Source organism: Flavobacterium enshiense (assembly GCF_040750275.1).
Classification (GTDB): Bacteria; Bacteroidota; Bacteroidia; order Flavobacteriales; family Flavobacteriaceae; genus Flavobacterium; species Flavobacterium enshiense_B.
This window is the reverse complement of the sequence record NZ_JBDOCV010000004.1, coordinates 253,199-275,205: the sequence shown is the minus strand read 5'-3', so window position 1 is coordinate 275,205 and position 22,007 is coordinate 253,199. Positions and strand designations below refer to the sequence as shown.

Genomic DNA, 22,007 nt, shown 5'->3' with positions numbered 1-22,007 from the left:
TTATAGTGTCATTTCCAATAATCACGGCCAAAGTATCTTTAATGTTTGCCTCGCCGTTTTTAATTACTGTGGAGTCTATTTTTACATAATTCTGGTTCTCTATTTTGTAAAAATCGGCTTCTTCTTCTCTAGGTTGGGAAAAATAAGTGTCATGAATTAAAAAACCTGAAATTAAGAAAAAGTGGAGTACAGGGAAACAAAGTAACAGAACCAGGAACTTTTTGAGTTTAGATTGCGGGTAAGTGGTTCTATCGCTGTAAAACTTGTTAATCGATAAAAAGAAGTAAAAAAAATAAAAGATTGTCAGGAACCAAAACAGCTCCAATACGATTGAAATTCTAAAAAATATCGATAAGCTTAACATGATCGAAAGGGTGAAAACCTGAACAAACAAGCTGAAATAAGCTAGGTGTTTTAAAGTAAGTTCCGATATTTTCATCTACGGTAGTTTGGTATTATATAATATTCACTTCCGCTTCAATAGCGATACCAAATTTCTCAAGTATCGTTTTCTGAATCTCTTTCGAAACGTTTAATATTTCTTGACCGGTCGCATTTCCGTAATTTACCAAGACTAAGGCCTGAAGTGTGTGAACACCAGCATCGCCAAAACGTTTTCCTTTAAAACCGGCTTGTTCAATTAACCAGCCTGCCGGAACTTTAACTTCGTTTTCGCCAACGGTATAATGTGGCATTTCCGGATAGCGTGTATGTGCTTTTTCGTAAACCGATTTTGGAACGATTGGGTTTTTGAAGAAACTTCCGCTGTTACCCAATACTGCTGGATCCGGCAATTTACTTTGACGAATAGCAATTACAGCATCGCTTACTTCTTTAAGCGTAGGATTTGTGATGCCGTGTTTGGCCAATTCCCCGTCAATAGCGCCATAGGACGTATTGATTTTATGGTTCGTTTTTGTCAGTTTGAAAGTAACCGAGGTAATCACATATTGGTTTTTCGCTTCATTTTTGAAAATACTTTCGCGATAACCAAATTTGCAGTCTTCATTAGTAAAGGTTAGGATTTCCTGTGTGTCAATTTTCATGGCTTCACAGGAAACAAACGTATCTTTAATTTCCGCACCGTAAGCGCCAATATTTTGAATTGGAGTCGTGCCGACGTTTCCGGGAATTAAGGACATATTTTCAATGCCTCCAAAATCCTGATGAATATTCCATATGACGAATTCATGCCAGTTTTCCCCTGCATTTCCCTGTACCCAAACATAATCGTCCTCTTCTTTAAGCACCTTTTTTCCTTTAAGGTTTACATGAATAACCAGAGCATCAATGTCCTGTGTTAAAAGCATGTTGCTCCCGCCGCCCAAAATGAATAACTTTTCGTTTTGATGTTCTTTCAGGATTTGCGCCAGTTCTTCAGTATTGGAAACTTCCACAAACGATTTTGCTTTGGCTTCAATTCCGAAAGTGTTGTATTTTTTTAAGGAGAAATTATGTTGAATCTGCATGGTTTTTATTTTTTCAATCATGAACTACGCCAATTTAGATGAAATAATCAGTGTTAATTAGTGTAATTCGTGCTTAAAGGTTAAAGTTGTGCTTTTAGTTCTTCTTCCGATACAAATCCGTTTTTCTTCCACACCTGTTTTCCGTCTTTGAAAACTAAAACTACAGGAAGTTCCGTGTTTAATCCGTTGAATAAGGCTTTGTTTTTATCGGCATCGATGCGAATAATTTTGGCTTTCCCTTCGTATTCCTTTGTCATTTTGGTGATATAAGGCGTCATTTTTTTGCAAGGACCACACCATTCGGCAAAGAAATTGATTACGACTGTTTTATCGGATATGATTAATTTTTCAAAATCCGTTTTGGTCATTCCTTTTTCTTCTGTTTTGGTAGCCGATGGATGAGTTGCACTCCATTTCATATAACCGCCTTCCATGTCGTACACTTCGGTAAAGCCCATTTCGTGTAGTTTGTTGGCCGCTTTTTTGCTTCTTCCGCCGGCCAGACAGTACACGAAAACCGGTTTTGATTTGTCCAGTTTTCCGATTTCTGCTTCGAAATTGTCACCGTTCCAGTCGATGTTTTTAGCGTTGGAAAGAGCGCCTTCGCTGAATTCGCCCGGTGTTCTTACGTCAATTAATTGCGCTTTTTCGGTAGCTTTGAGTTTGGTTTCAAATTGTGTTACCGGAACTGTTGCAATGTTCTGACTTTTGCTGCAATTGCTGAAAAATAAGGTGATGGTTGCTAAAACAAGGATTCTTAATGTTTTCATTTTAAGGTGATTTGGTCGGTAAAATTACAAATTAAATAGTTTGTATGATTGATGGGTTGATTTTACAATTTTTTCCGTTCGTTCCGGATGCGTATCGGAGATGAACAATTGTCCGAAAGTTTCATCGTTGACCATTTCCACTATTTTACTCACGCGGGTTTCATCTAATTTGTCAAAAATGTCATCAAATAATAATATTGGTAAAACCCCCGATTGTTTTTTGATGAATTCGAACTGCGCCAGTTTTAAAGCAATCAGGAATGATTTCTGTTGTCCCTGAGAACCAAATTTCTTGATCGGAAAATTGTCGATTTCAAAAGATAAATCGTCTTTGTGAATGCCTACGCTGGTGTATTGTAAGGCGCGGTCTTTCGCGAGAAATTCGTCAAATAATGCTAAAAGCGGTTTTTCAAACAATTGACTTTCATATACAATTTGTACGCTTTCCGCCGAGTTGGTAATTGCTTTGTGGTGCTTGTCGAAAATCGGAATGAAATCGTTCAGAAACTGTTTTCTTTTTTCGAAAATTATTTTTCCTAAACCTTCCAATTGCTCGTTGTAAATAGCCAAAGTGTCTTTTTCAAAAGCCTGATTCAGTGCAAAATATTTCAATAACGCATTGCGTTGGGCTACCGTTTTCTGGTATTGAATTAACTGTTGCAGGTAGTGGTTGTCCAATTGGGAAATAACACTGTCTATGAATTTTCTGCGGGTTTCGCTGCCTTCAATAATCAAATCCTGATCGGAAGGTGAAATGATTACCAAAGGAATAAAACCGATGTGGTCAGAAAATTTATCGTATGGCTTGTTGTTGCGTTTCAGAACTTTTTTCTGGCCTTTCTTTAAGCTGCATACGATTTGCTCGTCGCGTTCTTCTTTTTCAAAAACACCGTCTACCACAAAAAATTCTTCGCCGTGTCGAATATTCTGAAGGGCTAAAGGATTAAAGTAGCTTTTGCCGTACGCCAAATGGTAAATAGCATCGAGTATGTTGGTTTTGCCGATTCCGTTTTTCCCTACAAAGCAATTTATTTTTGCGTCGAAATCGAAAGAAGCTTCGGCAATGTTCTTGTAATTAAAGAGGGAAAGTTTTTTAAGGTACACGCGAAATACGGTATTATGCAGTGATTTTAAATCAATTTTTAAAAGTGGGTGCAAATTATTGAAAAATATCGACAAAAAGGATTTTCATATATGAATAAAAATTTTATTTTTGCCGTTCAATAAATTAAATATAGATGGCAACATATAACAAAAGAGGTTATAAACAACCAAAACCGAAAGACGAAGCAGTTGAAAACCAAGTTGAAGTTGATGCAGTAGACAACATCCAAGAAGAAGACAGTGCTACGGCTGAGGTGTTTAATACATTGGACGAAAGCGCTAATAAATTAGAGGATTGGGTTGCTGGAAATCAGAAATATATTTTCGGAGTTGTAGGAGCTATCGCTGTTGCAGCAGCGGTGTATTTATTGTACGGGAAATTTATCGTTGAGCCAAAAGAAAACGAGGCGGCAAACGAAATGTTCCAGGCACAACAATATTTTCAACAGGCGGTAGACGGTCAGGCGGCTAACGATTCACTTTATAACTTAGCGTTAAAAGGTGGTGAAGGAAAACTTGGTTTCACTGGAATTATTGAGCAGTATTCAGGAACTAAAGCAGCAAACCTTGCGCATTATTATGCGGGAATGTCTTACCTGAACACTGGAAAATTCAAAGAAGCAGTTACGGAATTAGAGCAGTTCAAATCCGATGATATGTTTTTAAGTGCTATCGCTACGGGAGCTATCGGAGATGCTTTTTCTGAACTAGGTCAGAAAGAAGATGCTTTAACCTACTACAAAAAAGCGGCTGATGCTAACATCAACGATTTTACAACACCAAGATACATGTACAAAGCAGGTTTATTAGCTTTGGATATGGGTAAAAAAGCCGATGCTTTGAAATTGTTTATCGACATCAGAGACAAATACGAAACGTCTCAGGAAGCGACTAATATCGATGCAATGATTGCAATGATTGAATAAGCATGGCAACAGCAAATAAAAATTTATCCAATTACGATAAAAACACAATCCCAAATGCGAAAGATTTTCGGTTTGGGATTGTTGTTTCAGAATGGAACGACAAAATAACGGAAGGTTTGTATTCCGGTGCAGAAGCTGCTCTTTTGGATTGTGGCGCGTTACCAGAAAATATCATCCGTTGGAATGTGCCCGGAAGTTTTGAATTAGTTTACGGAGCGCAACGCATGATTGTAACGCAAGAGGTGGATTGTGTAATCACAATCGGTTGTGTGATTAAAGGAGAAACCATGCATTTTGAATTCGTATGTGAAGGCGTAACGCAAGGTATCAAAGATTTAAACGTACAAACCGATGTGCCGGTAATCTTCTGTCTGTTAACCGATAACAACGAGCAGCAGTCCATCGACAGAAGCGGAGGAAAACACGGAAACAAAGGAACGGAAGCGGCCATTGCTGCTATCAAAATGGCTGATTTACGACGTAACACAGCGCAATAGATGCAGCGCCACTTACAATATTGAAAACCTATTCGAAAGAGTAGGTTTTTTTTGTTTTTTATGATTCCGTTGGGTAGAATAACAAAAACCTTTTGCTTAAATTTGTGAACTTGGGTTTTTCCAAATCTAAATTCGAAACCAAATACATTCATGTCGAGTATCATCCAATTACTTCCGGATCATGTGGCCAACCAGATAGCTGCCGGTGAAGTCGTTCAGCGACCCGCCTCGGTAGTGAAAGAGTTGGTGGAAAATGCAGTAGATGCCGGAGCCACCGAAATAAAACTTATCGTTAAAGATGCTGGAAAAACTTTAATTCAGGTAATCGATAACGGAAAAGGAATGTCGGTTACGGATGCTAAACTTTGTTTCGAACGGCACGCGACTTCTAAAATCCGCCAGGCAGAAGATTTATTTTCGTTACATACCAAAGGGTTTCGGGGTGAAGCGTTGGCCTCTATTGCCGCAATTGCCCATGTAGAATTGAAGACTAAGCAGGAACAGGAGGATTTGGGAACACACCTCATTATTGAAGGAAGTAAATTTGTTTCTCAAGATGTGGCAGTTTTACCGAAAGGAACCTCTTTTTCCGTAAAAAACCTGTTTTTTAATATTCCTGCACGTCGTAATTTCCTGAAATCGGACACCGTAGAATTTCGGCATATTGTAGATGATTTTGAGCGTGTTGCTTTGGCGCATCCAAATATTCATTTCGTTTTGATGCATAACGGAAGTGAGATGTTTAACTTGCCAATTTCCAATGTCAGACAACGTATTGTGAATGTTTTTGGCGGGAAAACCAACGAAAAGCTGGTGCCGGTTTCAGAGAGTACTGAAATTGTTGGGATACAGGGATTTATTGGGAAACCGGAATTTTCTAAAAAAAATCGTGGAGAGCAGTTTTTCTTTGTAAACGACCGTTTTATCAAAAGCCATTATTTGCATCATGCGATTATGGCTGCTTATGAAGGGTTGCTGAAAGACGGAAATCAGCCCAGTTATTTTCTATTTTTGGAGGTTCCGCCGCATACTATCGATATTAATATCCATCCGACCAAAACCGAAATCAAGTTTGACGATGATCAGGCGATGTATGCCATTTTACGGTCTTCTGTTAAGCACAGTTTAGGGCAATTCAATGTAGCACCGATTCTGGATTTTGAGCGTGATGCTTCGTTGGATATACCGTACGATTATAAAGATAAAGACAGTGAAACGCCTCTAATTCAGGTAGATGCGAATTTTAATCCGTTTGCGGAGGAGAAGCCCTCACGATCGTTTTCTTCATCAGCGGGAGGATCACATACTTTTGGTTCCGGCTACAGAAAGCAGGAAAATCAGCCAAGTTGGGAAAGCCTGTATGTAGGACTGACTGAAGCCACAGACGAAATCGATGTTAAAGAAATTCAGTTTGAGAGTGAAGAGGTAACGGGTTCGCTTTTCGAAGAGACGGAAGTGGAAACTGCTACCAATAAAACCTATCAACTTCAGAAAAAATATATTATCAGTCCTATTAAATCCGGAATGTTGATAATCAGTCAGAAACGTGCACATCAAAGGATATTGTACGAACAGTTCCTGACGAATATTACAGTGCATCATGCTGCCAGTCAACAATTGTTGTTTCCTTTGGAATTGCATTTTTCACCTTCGGAAATGATTCTCTTAAGGGAATTGCAGCCATCACTTGAAAATACTGGTTTTGTTTTCAGTACAATGACTACGGAAATTGCTGTTATATCCGGTTTGCCGACGAATGTAACCGAAAGCGAAGTACGAAAGCTTTTAGAAGAATTAATTCATGATTTGCAAGGCGAATTGCCGGAGAGCAGTTTTAGTCAGAGTGATCGTATTGCCAAATCTATGGCGCGCAGTCTGGCTGTAAAAACTGGAGCTTATTTAACTGAAAAAGAACAGGAAAACATCGTTAATTCTTTGTTTGCGTGCAAAGAACCGAATGTTTCACCATTTAATAAACCAACTTTCATTACTTTAGGAGTGGAAGATTTAGACAAACGTTTTGCCTTATGATGAACATGACCGAAACTGTTAAGCAGTTGATTATTATTAATGTGATCTTTTTTGTGGGTTCGATGTTTGTACCTGCAGCCGGAGAATTTCTGTCACTTTTTTACTTTGAAAACCCGAATTTTAAGGTTTGGCAGCCGTTAACGCATATGTTTATGCATGGCGGGATAATGCATATTTTCTTCAATATGTTTGCGTTGTTTTCTTTCGGGAGTGCGCTGGAGCAATTTTGGGGTGGTAAAAAGTTTATCTTTTTTTACATTTCCTGTGGATTGGGAGCGGCATTGTTGCATTCTGCGGTGAATTATTTTTCATTCCATCACGGTTTGGATGTTTTGATTGAAAACGGATTCAAACAGAACGAAATCCTTGCGGTAATGTCTGAAGGAAAGTACGATACAAGATGGCAGGAATTACTTGGGGAAAACGGTTTAATCGGATTTGTACAGAGTTATATGACGCCGGCGGTAGGAGCTTCCGGAGCGATTTACGGTCTTTTAGTCGCTTTTGCCTTCATGTTTCCAAATGCGGAATTAGCGTTAATGTTTATTCCAGTTCCGGTAAAAGCTAAATATTTTGTACCCGGATTATTGGTGTTGGATTTGTATTTAGGACTTACCGGGAAATCTATTTTTGGCGGGGCAAGCGGTATTGCCCATTTCGCGCATATTGGTGGCGCAATCATTGGCTTTATTATGATGTGGTACTGGAAAAGGAATCAGTTTAATCAAAATCGTTGGGATTGAGTTTAGTGGTCAGTAATCAGTATTTAGTAACCAGTAAAGTTTAGACTGTAAGCCTTAAGGTAAAAGAAGAGCTCTAATGAATATAATAGACGATTTAAAACTGCAATATAAAACTGGTGGTATTACCCAGCAACTCATTTTCTGGAATGTTGGGATTGCGATTCCGTTTTTTATTTTGAGAGCTTTTGCTCCTGATGTTTTTCAGCTGTTGATTAGTTGGTTGAGTCTGTCTTCTGTTTCAAGTGAATTTCTTGTCAAACCATGGACATTCCTTACCTATGCTTTTTTACACGCAGATTTTTGGCATCTGGTATTCAATATGATCGTGCTGAATTTCTCCAGCCGTTTGTTTATGACCTACTTCACGGAAAAGCAATTTTTTGGACTTTATCTTTTGGGAGGAATTTTTGCGGGTATTATTTTCGTTTTGACAGATTTGTTTTTTCAGCAAAATACAATTTTGGTAGGGGCATCCGGTGCTATTATGGCGGTTTTGATTGGAGCTGCAACCTATTCACCATTGTCTGAAATGCGATTGTTGTTAATAGGAAATGTTAAGTTGTGGCATTTGGCTTTGGTGTTGTTGCTTTTGGATTTAATACAGTTACCAATAAGCAATACTGGGGGGCATTTGGCACATTTAGGTGGCGCTCTTTTTGGCTTTGTATACATAAAATTGCTGCAAAACGGAACCGATTTGAGTAAATTGGTGTCGAATGTTATCGATTATTTTGTTACTTTGTTTCGTCCGCGAAAAGCGACACCGTTCAAGAAGGTTCATAAAAATGTGAATCCGCAGCCAAAAACACAACCGAAACCGCAAAAAGATTTTACACAACAACAAATTGACGAAATATTGGATAAAATCAGCAAGTCGGGTTATGACAGTCTGACAAAGGATGAAAAAGAGTTTTTGTTTAAAGTGGGAAAAGATCGGTAAGCAACGATCAGTAAGTAATATTTAGTAATTAAGTTTGATACGTGAAGAATTTATCTTGGGTTAATAAAATAGCGTTTTTCTTCAATATTGTTTTGGCATTATTGACGTTTTTGGCGTACCTGTTGCCTTTTCTGGCGCCCAAGATGTTCCCTTTTTTATCCGTACTTACTTTGGTTTTACCGTTAATGCTGATTCTGAATATTATTTTTCTCTGTTATTGGCTGATTCAGTTAAAACGTCAGGCATTCCTGTCGGCAGTTGTATTCTTAATCGGAATTACTTTCTTTAATAAATTCTATAAATTTTCCGGAAAAGATTTAATTAAAGAAGAAAACGATTTTACCGTTATGAGTTATAACGTGCGTTTGTTCAATGTTTTTGAATGGATGAGCAAACAGAACATTCCGGATGATATCGTTGATTTTATAGGTTCTCAGGATCCGGATATTTTGTGCATACAGGAATATTCCACTTCAGCAGATGTTAAATTGGAGGCATACAGGCATAAATACATACTGATGCAGGGGGATAATATCCGAACGGGTCAGGCTATTTTTTCAAAATTTCCCATCGTTCACAGAGGTGAAATTGAATTTCCGGGATCGAATAACAATGTGATTTTTGCAGATATCAAAATGCGTCGTGATACGATTCGCGTGTACAGTATTCATTTGCAGTCTACTAAAATAAGCCCGGACATTCACGAAGAGATCGATGAAGCTAAATCCAAAAAGATTTTCCGCCGTGTGAGTGAAGCGTTTGCCGAGCAACAGGTACAGTCGGAATTAATTAAAGAACATAAAGCGGAATGCAGTTATCCGATGATTGTTTGCGGTGATATGAACAATAGTGCTTTTTCCTATGTTTATCGCAACATCAAAGGTAATATGAAAGATACTTTCGAAGAAGCCGGTGAGGGTTTCGGGAAAACGTATGATTACGAATTCTATCCGGCGCGAATCGATTATATTCTGGTGGACAAGCAGTTTGATGTAAAGAGTTTTAAAAACTTCGACAATTTCGTTAATTCAGATCACTTTCCGATAGTGTCAAGAATCAGTTTAAATGAATCAGAATAGCTTACAGCGATTGATTTTTCAAATAATCCATGGCATAACGTCCTTCGTTAAACAACAAATCCAGAATACTCAGGTTGTTTAAAAAACTGTGTTTCTCTTCGAAAACCTGTGTATACGGTTCAAATTGAGCATTGTCTTTTTTTCCGTTGGCCAAACGTCTGAAATCGGTCATATCGGTGATTTCATGGAAGTACTCTATGGTTTTTGCGTATTCGAACTTCATACCCAGACAATCGGTAACGATCTCCATCGTCTGAAAATTCAAATCCATCATAAAGTCGTGTTTCTTTTCGAAAATCGGACGAATATCATCTTCAAAATACTCGAAAAAAGGCGAAGTCCGATAGGCAGCTTCCAATGATTTGAAATGGTTCTTCTGCCAGTCGAACGCATTTTCGATGCGTACATCTTTAAACTTCTGATGTGGTTGTTCGCTGTGTTTCACCGGAATATTCAGCAACTGAATTCCGTTAGGCGAGTAAATATACATCCTGTTACGATTGGTTTGCTTTTGGAAGTTGTCTTCTGTTTCAAAAGTAATCGTATCCGCTTGTGCCATAGCCACGAAATGACTGATGGAAGGGAAGTAGGTTGGATGTAATATAATATTCATTTGGTTAATTACGCTTTAGCTTTTCTCTTTTTGTAGAAACTGTATCCGAAATATCCTAATAATGCAATTAGGAAGTATTTGAAATACGAAACCGGCTCTCCGTCACCACCCACAGTAGTGAACAATCGATCCCAACGTACTTTGTCTATGGCTTTACTCCAAGGAATGTTCTGGTCTAAACTCATCCAGATGAATACCGGTTTACCTACAATATGATCTTCCGGAACAAAGCCCCAGTAACGGGAATCTTCCGAATTGTGGCGGTTATCACCCATCATCCAGTAATAATTCTGCTTGAAGGTATACGATTTGGCAATTTCACCATTGATACGGATTTCATCGCCATTTACTTTTAAATCGTTGTTTTCGTACTCTGTAATCAGATAACTGTAAAACGGCAAGGTTTCAGCATTTAACTCGACTGTTTTTCCTTGTTCAGGAATGTAAACAGGCCCCATGTTGTCTTGTGACCAAGGTTTTGTATGCGGGAAAACAGCTTTGTCGGCCTCACGACTGATGTTGCGGATAACGTTCGTGATACCGGGCGTGTTTTTCATTTTTTCGGCACCTTCAAAAGTTAAAGCGCTGAAAAGTAAGGTGTCCGGAGAAATCTGATACGCTTTGTCGGTAATGTCCAGTTCTTTTAAAAGATATTCGAAATTGATAGGTGTTTTTCCGTCAATAACAACTTTGTAGGAGAACTGCGGTTTAGCTCTTTCCGGCAAAATTAATTCTTTACCGTCAATATGGATAATTCCGTCTTTAATGGAAAGATTATCGCCAGGAACACCAACACAACGTTTTACATAGTTGGATTTTTTGTCAATAGGTTTGTCAGCTTTTCTTCCGGAACGGTCAAAAAACTGATAAACAGTATCCATTGGCCAATTGAAAACTACAATATCGTTACGCTTGATTTTTTGTACACCAGGAAACCTGAAATAAGGCAATTGCGGGAGTTTAGAATACGATTTTACTCCTGCAACCGGTATAGTATCGTGCACCATTGGCGCCGCCACTGTAGTCATAGGTGTTCTTGCCCCATAGTGGAATTTGCTCACAAAAAGGAAATCACCAATCAATAAGGATTTTTCCAAAGAGGATGACGGGATGGTAAACGGTTGCATCACATATGTGTGAACCAAGGTAGCGACTACTAAAGCGAAGATTAAGGAACTTATTGTATTTTCCTTTGGAATGGCGTTTTTATTCGGAATATAAGTAACGTCTTGTGTATAATTGATGTAATAAATGTATAAGCCTAAAGTTACAATGCCTAAAATGGTATCAACAGTGGATTTTTTTCCGAAAGCTCGCAGTGTTTCCACCCAAATTACAGGAAACATCATCAGATTCACTACCGGTATAAAAAGCAAAGCCGTCCACCAGGTTGGGCGGTCGATAATTTTCATCAATACAATGGAATTGTACACGGGAATAGCTGCTTCCCATGATTTTCTTCCGGCTTTTTCATATAATTTCCAAGTACCTGCGAAGTGTACAATCTGTATGATCAGGAAAAAGATAAACCATTGTAATAGTGTCATAATTGATATGTTTTATATCCTTTTAGGATTTTGGTTTGTTGTTATTTGGAATTCAAATTTAATACATCTTTCATAGTGAAAACCCCTTTTTTACCTTGAAGCCATTCCGCGGCAACTACAGCACCTAAAGCAAAACCTTCGCGGCTGTGGGCGGTGTGTTTGATTTCAATCTGATCTACTTCAGAGTCGTAAAAAACACTGTGGGTTCCCGGTATGTTTTCAATACGTTTGGCATCGATATGAATTTCATCGTTTTGAGCAGTATCCATAGTCCATTTCGTGTAATCCGAATTTTCGATAATACCATTTGCTAACGAAATTGCCGTACCACTTGGTGCATCCAGTTTTTGGGTATGATGGATTTCTTCCATGGATACTTTATACTGTTTTAAATTGGTCATCATTTTAGCCAAATAACTATTTAGCTCAAAAAAGATGTTTACACCCAAACTGAAATTGGAAGCATAAATAAAACCACCTTTTGTGTCTTGACAAAGTGCAACCATTTCCTCATAATGCTCTAGCCATCCGGTTGTTCCGGATACTACAGGGACATTAGTCTTAAAACATTCAGAAATGTTACTAACGGCAGCATCAGGAATGCTGAAATCAATTGCTACATCGGCATTTTCCAATCCGTCATAGTTGGAATCCTGGTCTTTTTTAAGCACGATTTCATGTCCTCTTTCCAAAGCAATACGTTCGATTACTTTGCCCATTCTGCCATATCCCAAAAGTGCAATTTTCATGTTGATGTTTAGAAGTTATAATTCAGCGTTAAGCCGACATTGTGTTTGTAATCTATTTCGTTTTGGTTGTAATCCGGACGCAGTGTCAGGTTTTCGTTTACGTTGAATTGCATTAAATGTGCATCAACATTGGCATCTACTACATTCAGAATGTAAATCGCAGTGGTAATTAAAACGGATAAATCCCTGTTTCGCTGATAGAATTTTTGCCCTTCGATAATTCTGTTGTTGTCCAGACTTCCAAAATACGGATCGTTCGGGTCTGAAGTTCCGTTTAATCGTTTCTTGTATTCATCCCTGAAACGGTGGTATTTTTTATTGTTATCGGCATAAAAATAAATACCGGCTCCAAGTCCGACATAAACAATGGGAACTTTCCAGTATTTTTTATTGTAGATCTGCCCCAAACCCGGTACCACAGCAGAATAAAAAGCAGCTTTTGAAGGCGCTAAAACATCGGCTCTCTTAGCCGTAAGTGTGTCTTTTGCTAACAAAAGAGGCTTTTCCGTCTGTGAAAAAACGGCTTGTGAAGCGAAAAACAGTGAAAAAACGAATATGAAGAGAAATCGGTGCACTATTCGTTGATTAGTTTGATAATTCTATTGAAATCTTCTTCGGAATGGAAAGGAATCGTAATCTTCCCTTTTCCGTTTCCGGCCACTTTTACATCTACTTTAGCACCGAAAAAGTCGGTAATTGCTTTTTTCTTATCGAAACTCACTTCAAACGAAGCGCCTTTTGGTGCTTTTGCAGGAGTCGGTTTCAGGCTGTCCTGGTAGGCTTTTACTAAAGCTTCTGTTTCGCGAACCGAAAGATTCTGGCTTACGATTTTCTGATAAATATCGGTTTGAACATCCAAATCTTCCACATTGATAATCGCACGGCCGTGGCCCATGGAAATAAAACCATCGCGAATTCCTGTCTGGATGATCGGGTCCAGTTTTAATAAACGTAAATAGTTGGCAATTGTGGAGCGTTTTTTACCCACACGATCGCTCATTTGTTCTTGTGTTAACTGAATTTCGTCAATTAAACGTTGGTACGATAAAGCAATTTCAATCGGGTCTAAGTCGTGACGTTGGATGTTTTCCACCAAAGCCATCACTAAGGAATCATTATCGTTTGCTAATCGGATATAAGCGGGAACGGTTGTTAACCCAATTAATTTGGAAGCGCGTAAACGGCGTTCTCCGGAGATTAACTGGTATTTATTGAAGTCTGTTTTTCTTACTGTAATCGGTTGGATTACACCTAATTCACGAATGGATGACGCTAATTCTTGTAATGATTCTTCGTTGAAATTCGTTCTTGGCTGAAACGGGTTAATCTCAATTGCATCAATTTCCAGCTCAATAATATTGCCGACAACTTTGTCTGCATTTTTATCCTCTACCGATTTGATATCGTTCTCCGGATCTTTTAATAATGCTGATAATCCTCTTCCTAATGCCTGTTTTTTTACCACTTTTGTCATACACTATTATTACTTGCTGTTTTTCTTGATAATTTCTTCTGCCAAGTTTAAATAATTGGATGCGCCTTTGCTGGTTGCATCGTAATTGATGATACTTTCTCCGAAACTTGGTGCTTCACTCAGCTTGATATTTCTTTGGATGATGGTCTCAAATACCATGTTGTTGAAGTGTTTCTGCACTTCTTCCACCACCTGATTCGACAAACGCAAACGCGAATCGTACATCGTTAACAGTAAGCCTTCAATGTCCAATTCCGGGTTGTGGATTTTTTGCACACTCTTGATCGTATTCAGTAATTTTCCTAAACCTTCCAAGGCGAAATATTCGCACTGAATTGGTATTACTACCGAATCGGCAGCGGTTAATGCATTCAACGTCAGTAATCCTAGAGACGGAGCACAGTCGATGATAATGTAATCATATTTGTCTTTTACGCTTGCTAATGCTTGTTTCAGCATGTACTCGCGGTTTTCCTTATCTACCAGTTCGATTTCAATCGCTACCAAATCAATATGAGCCGGAATTACCGATACGTTTGGTGCTGTACAACCAATGGTCGCATCATCAGGTGTATTGCTATGTTCCAGAATTTGGTAGGTTCCAATTTCAACAGCTTCTACATCGATACCTAATCCGGATGAGGCATTGGCCTGAGGATCAGCATCAATTAATAGCACTTTTTTCTCTAAAACACCTAAAGCGGCCGCTAAATTAACGGAAGTCGTAGTTTTTCCAACGCCACCTTTCTGATTGGCTATAGCAATGATTTTACCCATTTTGTCTTTACAAATTTTGAAGCGTAAAAATACAATTTATTATGGTTTATGAAAATGTTATTTGTTAACAATCTCGTAAAAAAGCAGTCACAGTTTTCAGTCACAGTTTTCAGTTGCTTTAATGCTCCTGAACACTTGATGGTTTGAGTAAATGCTTTACGATTTTTTTATTTGTGATATTTTCAAAAACAAAAAAGTTAGCCTGAATTACGCCAAGCTAACTGTTGATTTTTGTTGCATCCAGTCTGGAAACTGTAACTGCGAACTATTTATTTCCTTTCGATTTAATCATCATTTCCAGCATGTCCCATAATTCCTTCGGAACCTGCTCCAATAGGTTAAACTGCCCTGCACCTTGCAACCATTCACCACCGTCAATCGTAACGACTTCACCGTTTATGTAGGCTGAAAAATCGGATACCAAATACGCGGCTAAATTGGCCAATTCCTGATGGTCACCCACTCGTTTTAAAGGTACTTTTTTAGCTAAATCGAATTTCTCTTTCAAGTCGCCGGGAAGCAATCGGTCCCAGGCACCTTTTGTTGGAAAGGGTCCAGGAGCGATGGCATTCATGCGGATACCGTATTTTGCCCACTCTACGGCTAAACTGCGTGTCATAGCTAAAACACCGGCTTTCGCTGTTGCGGATGGAACTACAAAAGCAGAACCCGTCCATGCGTAAGTGGTTACTATATTTAAAACGTTGCAATTGGTTTGTTTAGCATCAATCCAGTGTTTTCCGAAAGCAAGGGTACAATTTTTGGAGCCTTTTAAGACGATGTCGATGATGGTATCCCACGCATTTGCGGACAAGCGTTCTGTAGGAGAGATAAAGTTCCCGGCAGCGTTGTTCAGTAGGACGTCTACTTTGCCAAACGTTTTTAAGGTTTCGGCTAACATCGCTTCCACTTGGTCGTAATGACGCACGTCACACTGAATCGCCAAACATTGTCCGCCGGTTTCAGCTTCCAGTTCTTTAGCAGTAGTTTGTAATTTTTCTAAATCTCTTGAAGTGATGGCTACTTTAGCACCCAATTCAAGAAAATATTTGGTCATGGCTTTTCCAAGACCGCTTCCGCCTCCGGTAACAACAATTATTTTGTCCGCCAGGGCATTATCGCGTAGCATTTTTGCTGAAAAGTTCATAAGGTTGGATTTTTAGAAACGTAAAGATAAGTAAAAATACTATGCTTGCATATTAAATTTTAATTTTTGAGAAGATAATCCTCAAGGCGGTCCAATGTTCCTTTGAATCCGATCTCCATGTTTTCATGGTTTTCGCCGAAAGTTTTTATTTCCGCATCGGAAGCATTGTAAGGTGCAATAATAAAAGTCAGTACAGTGCTGCCGTTTACTTCTTCCAATGTGATGATATTGAACATTTCCAATGGCCAGGTTTCACTGAACGGCGCTCTTATTTTTCCCGCATTTTCATCAGAAAAACAGTTAAGGAACTCAATTTTTTTGTTGGGAAGAATTTCTTTAAAGACAAACCGACCCCACATTTTGAGGTGATCGGGTGACTCAAGACAGTAATGACAAATCCCTTCCGGTCGGAAATCGAAAGTCGCTACATTGGTGGAAAAACCTGCGGGTCCCCACCATTGTTCAAATCTGTCGGCTTCTGATAAGGCTTTAAAGACTAGGTTTTTTGGGGCTTTAAAATCTCTTGAAATGACAAGCTTGTTGTCAATGTACAGATTGTGTTGCGACATGTGTTATAAAAATTTGCTCTTTTTAAAGATAAGAAAAAAATAATTACAAATTGTTATTTTTTATCACTTTTAAATAGCGTTGAGTTTTTCTGCCGCCATAAGTAAAGTTTCATCGGTCTTCGCAAAGCAAAAACGCAGCATGTGCCGGTCGGTAGCATCGTTGTAAAAAACGGAAATCGGAATGGCTGCCACACCTTGTTTAGTAATTAGTTCCTTGGCAAAATCCACATCGTTTTTGGTACTGATGTTTTTGTAATTCACCACTTGAAAATAGGTTCCGTCACAGGGCATCAATTCAAATCGGCTGTCTTTTAACAGGGATTGAAATAAATCACGTTTTTGTAAATACATTTTAGCGATTTCATTAAAATCTACACTATCTAAATATTCCGAGATAACATACTGGGCGGTACTGTTCACACTGAATACCAAAAACTGATGCACTTTTTTTATTTCTGCCATAAACCGTTCCGATGCTATCAGATAGCCCACTTTCCATCCGGTAACATGCAGCGATTTTCCGAACGATGACGCTATGATTGTTCTCTCCGTCAATTTCGGTCTTGTATGAAAGGAGATGTGCGGATGCAGAAACGAAATATACTCATACACTTCGTCACTCAAAACAATAATTTCAGGATGTTTTTCGAGTAGGGTTTCCAATGCTTCAAAATCACTCAGATTCCAGATTTTACCTGTGGGATTATGGGGGTTGTTAATCACAATCATCTTCGTTTTAGCTGTAATTGCAGCTTCTATTCTATTGAAATTCGGAGCGTAATCGTCATTCAGGGAAATCCTTACCGGAGTTCCGCCAGCAACCAAAACCGAAGGTTCATAACTGTCGTAACTCGGATCAAGAATGATCACTTCATCACCTTTACCCACAAAAGTATTTATCGCGGTATAAATCCCTTGCGTAGCGCCGGCCGTAATGAGCATTTCCGTTGCGGGATTAACGTTTCGATGATACTTGTCCCATGTCAGTTTCGCGATTTTATCCAATAACGAGGGTAAACCAGCCATGGGTGTGTATTGGTGAATGTTTTCTGAAAGCAAGCGTTTTGAAATTGTAAGTAAGCGCTCATCTACTGGGAAATTTGGGAAGCCCTGCGATAAATTAATCGCGCCGTACTCGTTGGCCAATTGCGACATAACAGAAAAAATGCTGGCGGTTACATTAGGTAATTTCGACATATTTGAAGTTTAAAAACGTAAATGTAGTTATTTTTTGGAGCAACACTATAGCTCTTTTTTTGTATCGGTTCTTGTTGTTCGTACTGCATGGTATTTCCATTGTGCCACCAGACTCCTTCGCTAAAACAGTTCACAAGGCTGTTTCTTAACATCTGGCTCTCATTAGGGCTAAAGGTTTTTTTATTATTTTGATTTTAAGATAGTTACAATGTGATTCCGCACGATTTTTCGTAACTTTAAGGGTAATTTTCTAAAATCTTTAGCTATGAAAATGTTAGTCAATGTTATTCTGCCTATTGAGCCGTTTAACTCCTTGGTTCGAAGTGGTAAAGCAAGTGAAATTTTAGGTCGTATCATAGACGATATCAAGCCGGAGGTAATTTATTTTACCGAAATTGAAGGCAACCGAGGAGCCGTAATGATCGTAGAAGTTCCTGATGCTTCGTTTATCCCTGCCGTTGCTGAACCTTGGTTTCTGAACTTTGAGGGTGCTTGTGAATTCAAACCCGCCATGACGCCTGATGATTTAATGCGAGCCGACATTGCTAAATTGGCTGCGAAATGGTACGATGTGCATGTGCTGTAAATTTGTGATTGTTTCTTAAAATTTTAGATTTAAAACATGCTTTTTTGATTTAATATTTATTGTTTGAAAAATAAACACAATTTGATTTTGATGGGGAAGTACTTTTAACAATTGCAGGATGTTTAACGTGTCTCAGTTTAATAAATCATAAGAATGAAATAGGTGGCAATTTTATTACAAATTTTGCGTTTCTTTGAAAACTGTTTGAACAAGACGATATTCTATGAAAGCATCATTCTGTACTTTTTTATTTTTAGTTACCATTTCAGCCTTTTCCCAAATGCCTAATAAACTGACTGCAACAGACAAGATATATGGGCTGTCTAAATTCTGGCAGGAGGTAAACTATAATTTCGTCTACCTGGATAAAGTGGACAGAAACATGTGGGACAGCAAATACAAAGAACTAATCGAAACGGTTTCGAATAGGAAAAACGATTATGAGTATTATCGTGAACTTCAAAAGTTTTGTGCGTTGCTTAAGGACGGGCATACCAATGTGTATTTCCCAAAAGGTATTGAACAAATGAATACTATGTTTGGGGATTATAGATTGTTTGTCGAGAATATAGATGGTAGAGCAATTGTCACTAGAACCAATTTTAGTAAAAAAGACGAGATACCCTTCGGTAGTGAGATTGTAGAAGTAAACGGAAAAAGTACAAAAGACTACTTAAAGGAAAATGTAGCGCCTTATATTTCGTCTTCAACCGATTATGTGTTGGAAGATTGGTCTATTGGAAGATTGTTACAAGGTTTAGAAGGGGAAACCTATTTGATAAAAATTAAGAAGCCGGATAATAAATTTGTACAATTAACTTTAACCCATAAAAAGACAGAAGAAAAGGATGTTTTTCCGCCTTTTGAAAAGCAAAAGGAGCTTTTGGATTTTAAATGGATAAACGGAGAAATTGCGTACATATCACTGAACTCTTTTTCCGATAAAAAAATCAATGATTTGTTTATTCAGAAACTGCCTGAGTTATATAAAGCAAAAGGATTAATTGTAGATTTACGCTATAACGGTGGTGGCAGCACAGACATCGGATTCGAAATTCTAAAATATCTAACAAAGGATAAGATTCTTTATGGTTCAAAAATCCACAGCAGACTTCACATTCCGGCATTTAAGGCTTGGGGGAAATTTACAGCAGAAAAAGACACCTTAAATAACGCATGGGCCAAGAAAGCTTATTTGTCTTACAATGATAAATTTTATCATGATTTCGAATACGAACCAGACACCGTTAAGTTGGACGCTAAGAGAATTGTAGTTCCGACGGTATTGTTATTGGGTCATAACACGGCATCTGCAGCTGAAGATTTTTTAATCTATGCAGATAATCAAAAACATATGATAAAAATGGGAGAACGCTCTTTCGGCAGTACCGGTCAGCCTTTTTTGTTTGATTTACCGGGAGGAGGCTCCGCAAGAGTCTGTACCAAAAAAGATACCTATCCGGACGGAAGGGAATTTGTAGGATACGGTATAAAACCAGACATCGAAATTAAACAAACATTTAGTGATTACTTAAGTAAAAAAGACCCGGTTATGGAAAAAGCTGTAGGCTATTTGAAAAAGAAAATATAGTTTAAGGGTATATTATAAAAAAAGAGTGGTTAATGCCACTCTTTTTTTATAAATATTTATGAAAATTAATCTTCTAATAAAACTTCCAAAATTGTAATGGCTGCTTCACTAATCTTAGTACCCGGCCCGAAAACCGCAACGGCTCCGGCATCAAATAAATACTGATAATCCTGTGCTGGAATTACACCGCCCACAATGACCATGATGTCTTCACGGTCGTATTTTTTCAGTTCTTCAATTACTTGCGGGACTAAAGTTTTGTGCCCGGCTGCTAAGGAAGATACGCCTAAAATGTGCACGTCGTTTTCCACGGCTTGTTTTGCAGCTTCGGCTGGAGTTTGGAATAACGGCCCAATGTCTACGTCGAAACCAACATCGGCATAACCGGTGGCTACTACTTTGGCGCCACGGTCGTGTCCGTCCTGACCCATTTTCGCAATCATGATACGAGGGCGACGGCCTTCTTTTTTCGCGAAAGCATCGGCTAATTGTTTTGCTTTTTCGAAATTTTCATCGTTTTTAATCTCTTTACTGTACACACCGCTGAAAGATTTTATTTGTGCTTTGTAACGTCCGAAAACAGTTTCCAATGCATCGCTGATTTCCCCTAAAGTGGCTCTGTTGCGGGCTGCATCGACTGCTAATTCCAATAAATTCCCCGGTTCGCCTTTGGCACAAGCGGTTAGTTTTGCTAAACATTCCTGTACTTTGGCATTGTCGCGGGTCGCTTTGATATGGTCTAAACGTTCGATTTGCTGTTTACGAACGGTTTGGTTGTCTACTTCTAAAATGTGTAATGGATCTTCTTTCTCTAAACGGTATTTGTTCACCCCTACGATAATATCCTGTCCGCTGTCGATACGCGCTTGTTTACGTGCCGCAGCTTCTTCAATTCTAAGTTTCGGGATTCCGGCTTCGATGGCTTTGGTCATTCCGCCCAATTCTTCCACTTCCTGAATCAATGCCCAAGCTTTATCGGCTATTTCTTTGGTCAAAGATTCTACATAATAACTTCCCGCCCAAGGGTCTACCGTTTTACAGATTTTGGTTTCTTCCTGCAAGAAGATTTGTGTGTTACGGGCGATACGCGCCGAGAAATCCGTTGGTAAGGCAATAGCTTCGTCTAACGCGTTAGTATGTAACGATTGTGTCCCGCCAAAAGCTGCTGCTGCTGCTTCAATAGCGGTACGCGCCACATTGTTGAAAGGATCCTGCTCCGTTAAACTCCAACCTGAAGTTTGGCAATGCGTTCTTAATGCCAACGATTTATCGTCTTTCGGATTGAATTGCTTTAACAATTTTGCCCAAAGCATACGTCCGGCGCGCATTTTGGCAATTTCCATAAAATGGTTCATCCCGATAGCCCAGAAGAACGACAAACGTGGTGCAAAAGTGTCAATGTCCATACCGGCCGCTAAACCGGTTCGGATGTATTCCAATCCGTCGGCTAAGGTATAGGCTAACTCGATATCGGCGGTAGCTCCGGCTTCCTGCATATGGTATCCTGAAATTGAGATCGAGTTGAACTTCGGCATGTTGTTGCTGGTGTATTCGAAAATATCCGCAATGATTTTCATCGATGGCGTAGGCGGGTAGATGTAAGTGTTACGCACCATGAACTCTTTCAAAATGTCATTCTGAATGGTTCCGGATAATAATTTAGCATCTACACCTTGTTCTTCCGCTGCGACGATATAAAACGCCATGATTGGTAATACGGCACCGTTCATCGTCATCGAAACGGACATTTCCCCTAACGGAATCTGGTCGAACAAAATCTTCATGTCTTCCACCGAATCGATGGCAACACCTGCTTTTCCAACGTCACCAACTACTCGTTCGTGATTGGAATCATACCCGCGGTGTGTCGCTAAGTCGAACGCTACGGATAAACCTTTTTGTCCGGCGGCTAAGTTTCGGCGGTAAAACGCATTACTTTCTTCCGCAGTGGAAAATCCTGCATATTGGCGAATCGTCCAAGGACGACGTACGTACATGGTGGCGTATGGGCCGCGCAGGTTGGGTGCAAATCCGGCTGCAAAGTCCAAATGTTCCAGATTTTGTAAATCGGCTTCAGAATAGCGGGCTTTTACTTCAATGCCTTCAGCGGTTTGAAACGTGTTTTCAGCAATCGCTTCCGACTTTTGACTTCCGACTTCTAATTTAATATGCTGTATGTTTTTTCTCATTATGAAATG

Annotated in this window: 21 protein-coding genes; 8 read left to right on the top strand and 13 right to left on the bottom strand. The window is 39.0% G+C overall.

The window, feature by feature from the left end; all coding sequences use genetic code 11:
* Positions 1-455: 455 nt before the first annotated feature.
* From murB to recF, 3 genes are read right to left on the bottom strand one after another with little or no spacing between them, the layout of a single operon-like run.
* A complete protein-coding gene (gene murB / locus ABGT15_RS07885; protein ID WP_367230882.1) occupies positions 456-1,490 on the bottom strand; it encodes a UDP-N-acetylmuramate dehydrogenase in 1,035 nt (344 codons plus the stop codon).
* Positions 1,491-1,549: 59 nt separating this feature from the next.
* Positions 1,550-2,239 carry a thioredoxin domain-containing protein gene (locus ABGT15_RS07880; protein ID WP_367230881.1) on the bottom strand — a complete coding sequence of 230 codons (690 nt, stop codon included), beginning with the start codon at positions 2,237-2,239 and terminating at the stop codon, positions 1,550-1,552.
* A 24-nt stretch (positions 2,240-2,263) separates the two neighbouring features.
* Complete coding sequence (recF, locus tag ABGT15_RS07875; RefSeq protein WP_367231106.1) at positions 2,264-3,343, bottom strand: DNA replication/repair protein RecF; 1,080 nt, start codon at positions 3,341-3,343, stop codon at positions 2,264-2,266.
* Between the two features lie 134 nt (positions 3,344-3,477).
* Between recF and ABGT15_RS07870 the strand changes: the two genes are divergently transcribed.
* The 6 genes from ABGT15_RS07870 to ABGT15_RS07845 all read left to right on the top strand — a co-directional run bounded on the left by ABGT15_RS07870 (position 3,478) and on the right by ABGT15_RS07845 (position 9,559).
* Positions 3,478-4,269 carry a tetratricopeptide repeat protein gene (locus ABGT15_RS07870; RefSeq protein WP_367230880.1) on the top strand — a complete coding sequence of 264 codons (792 nt, stop codon included), beginning with the start codon at positions 3,478-3,480 and terminating at the stop codon, positions 4,267-4,269.
* 2 nt (positions 4,270-4,271) lie between these two features.
* Positions 4,272-4,766 carry a 6,7-dimethyl-8-ribityllumazine synthase gene (ribH, locus tag ABGT15_RS07865; RefSeq protein WP_367230879.1) on the top strand — a complete coding sequence of 165 codons (495 nt, stop codon included), beginning with the start codon at positions 4,272-4,274 and terminating at the stop codon, positions 4,764-4,766.
* A gap of 150 nt (positions 4,767-4,916) precedes the next feature.
* Positions 4,917-6,797 (top strand): DNA mismatch repair endonuclease MutL, encoded by a 1,881-nt coding sequence (mutL, locus tag ABGT15_RS07860; RefSeq protein ID WP_367230878.1) that lies wholly within the window; start codon positions 4,917-4,919, stop codon positions 6,795-6,797.
* On the top strand, positions 6,794-7,540 hold the full coding sequence (locus tag ABGT15_RS07855) for a rhomboid family intramembrane serine protease (RefSeq protein WP_367230877.1): 747 nt from the start codon (positions 6,794-6,796) through the stop codon (positions 7,538-7,540). The genes mutL and ABGT15_RS07855 overlap by 4 nt, the downstream gene beginning before the upstream one ends.
* A 76-nt stretch (positions 7,541-7,616) precedes the next feature.
* Positions 7,617-8,480, top strand: a complete 864-nt coding sequence (locus ABGT15_RS07850; RefSeq protein WP_367230876.1) for a rhomboid family intramembrane serine protease — start codon at positions 7,617-7,619, stop codon at positions 8,478-8,480.
* Positions 8,481-8,521: 41 nt separating this feature from the next.
* Complete coding sequence (locus tag ABGT15_RS07845; protein ID WP_367230875.1) at positions 8,522-9,559, top strand: endonuclease/exonuclease/phosphatase family protein; 1,038 nt, start codon at positions 8,522-8,524, stop codon at positions 9,557-9,559.
* A 1-nt stretch (position 9,560) separates the two neighbouring features.
* Here ABGT15_RS07845 and ABGT15_RS07840 read toward each other — a convergent pair whose 3' ends face one another.
* The 9 genes from ABGT15_RS07840 to ABGT15_RS07800 form a co-directional block, all read right to left on the bottom strand.
* Positions 9,561-10,172, bottom strand: a complete 612-nt coding sequence (locus ABGT15_RS07840) for a WbqC family protein (protein WP_367230874.1) — start codon at positions 10,170-10,172, stop codon at positions 9,561-9,563.
* Between the two features lie 8 nt (positions 10,173-10,180).
* Complete coding sequence (gene lepB / locus ABGT15_RS07835; RefSeq protein ID WP_367230873.1) at positions 10,181-11,719, bottom strand: signal peptidase I; 1,539 nt, start codon at positions 11,717-11,719, stop codon at positions 10,181-10,183.
* 41 nt (positions 11,720-11,760) lie between these two features.
* Positions 11,761-12,468: a 4-hydroxy-tetrahydrodipicolinate reductase gene (dapB, locus tag ABGT15_RS07830; protein ID WP_367230872.1), complete on the bottom strand. Its 708-nt coding sequence runs from the start codon at positions 12,466-12,468 to the stop codon at positions 11,761-11,763.
* 8 nt (positions 12,469-12,476) lie between these two features.
* The gene (locus ABGT15_RS07825) at positions 12,477-12,962 is read right to left on the bottom strand and encodes a DUF5683 domain-containing protein (protein ID WP_367230871.1); all 486 of its coding nucleotides are present in this window, start codon (positions 12,960-12,962) and stop codon (positions 12,477-12,479) included.
* Positions 12,963-13,042: 80 nt separating this feature from the next.
* Positions 13,043-13,942, bottom strand: coding sequence for a ParB/RepB/Spo0J family partition protein (locus tag ABGT15_RS07820; protein ID WP_367230870.1), 900 nt, complete (start codon positions 13,940-13,942; stop codon positions 13,043-13,045).
* Positions 13,943-13,951: 9 nt separating this feature from the next.
* Complete coding sequence (locus ABGT15_RS07815) at positions 13,952-14,719, bottom strand: ParA family protein (RefSeq protein WP_367230869.1); 768 nt, start codon at positions 14,717-14,719, stop codon at positions 13,952-13,954.
* Positions 14,720-14,984: 265 nt separating this feature from the next.
* Positions 14,985-15,866 carry an SDR family oxidoreductase gene (locus tag ABGT15_RS07810; RefSeq protein ID WP_367230868.1) on the bottom strand — a complete coding sequence of 294 codons (882 nt, stop codon included), beginning with the start codon at positions 15,864-15,866 and terminating at the stop codon, positions 14,985-14,987.
* 59 nt (positions 15,867-15,925) lie between these two features.
* Positions 15,926-16,435: an SRPBCC family protein gene (locus ABGT15_RS07805; protein WP_367230867.1), complete on the bottom strand. Its 510-nt coding sequence runs from the start codon at positions 16,433-16,435 to the stop codon at positions 15,926-15,928.
* 69 nt (positions 16,436-16,504) lie between these two features.
* Complete coding sequence (locus ABGT15_RS07800) at positions 16,505-17,632, bottom strand: methionine aminotransferase (RefSeq protein WP_367230866.1); 1,128 nt, start codon at positions 17,630-17,632, stop codon at positions 16,505-16,507.
* Between the two features lie 265 nt (positions 17,633-17,897).
* Between ABGT15_RS07800 and ABGT15_RS07795 the strand changes: the two genes are divergently transcribed.
* Positions 17,898-18,218, top strand: a complete 321-nt coding sequence (locus ABGT15_RS07795; RefSeq protein WP_367230865.1) for a panthothenate synthetase — start codon at positions 17,898-17,900, stop codon at positions 18,216-18,218.
* Positions 18,219-18,441: 223 nt separating this feature from the next.
* Entirely contained in the window at positions 18,442-19,809 is a 1,368-nt protein-coding gene (locus ABGT15_RS07790) for a S41 family peptidase (protein WP_367230864.1), read from the top strand.
* Positions 19,810-19,874: 65 nt separating this feature from the next.
* Here ABGT15_RS07790 and scpA read toward each other — a convergent pair whose 3' ends face one another.
* A complete protein-coding gene (scpA, locus tag ABGT15_RS07785) occupies positions 19,875-21,998 on the bottom strand; it encodes a methylmalonyl-CoA mutase (protein WP_437125357.1) in 2,124 nt (707 codons plus the stop codon).
* Positions 21,999-22,007: the final 9 nt, after the last annotated feature.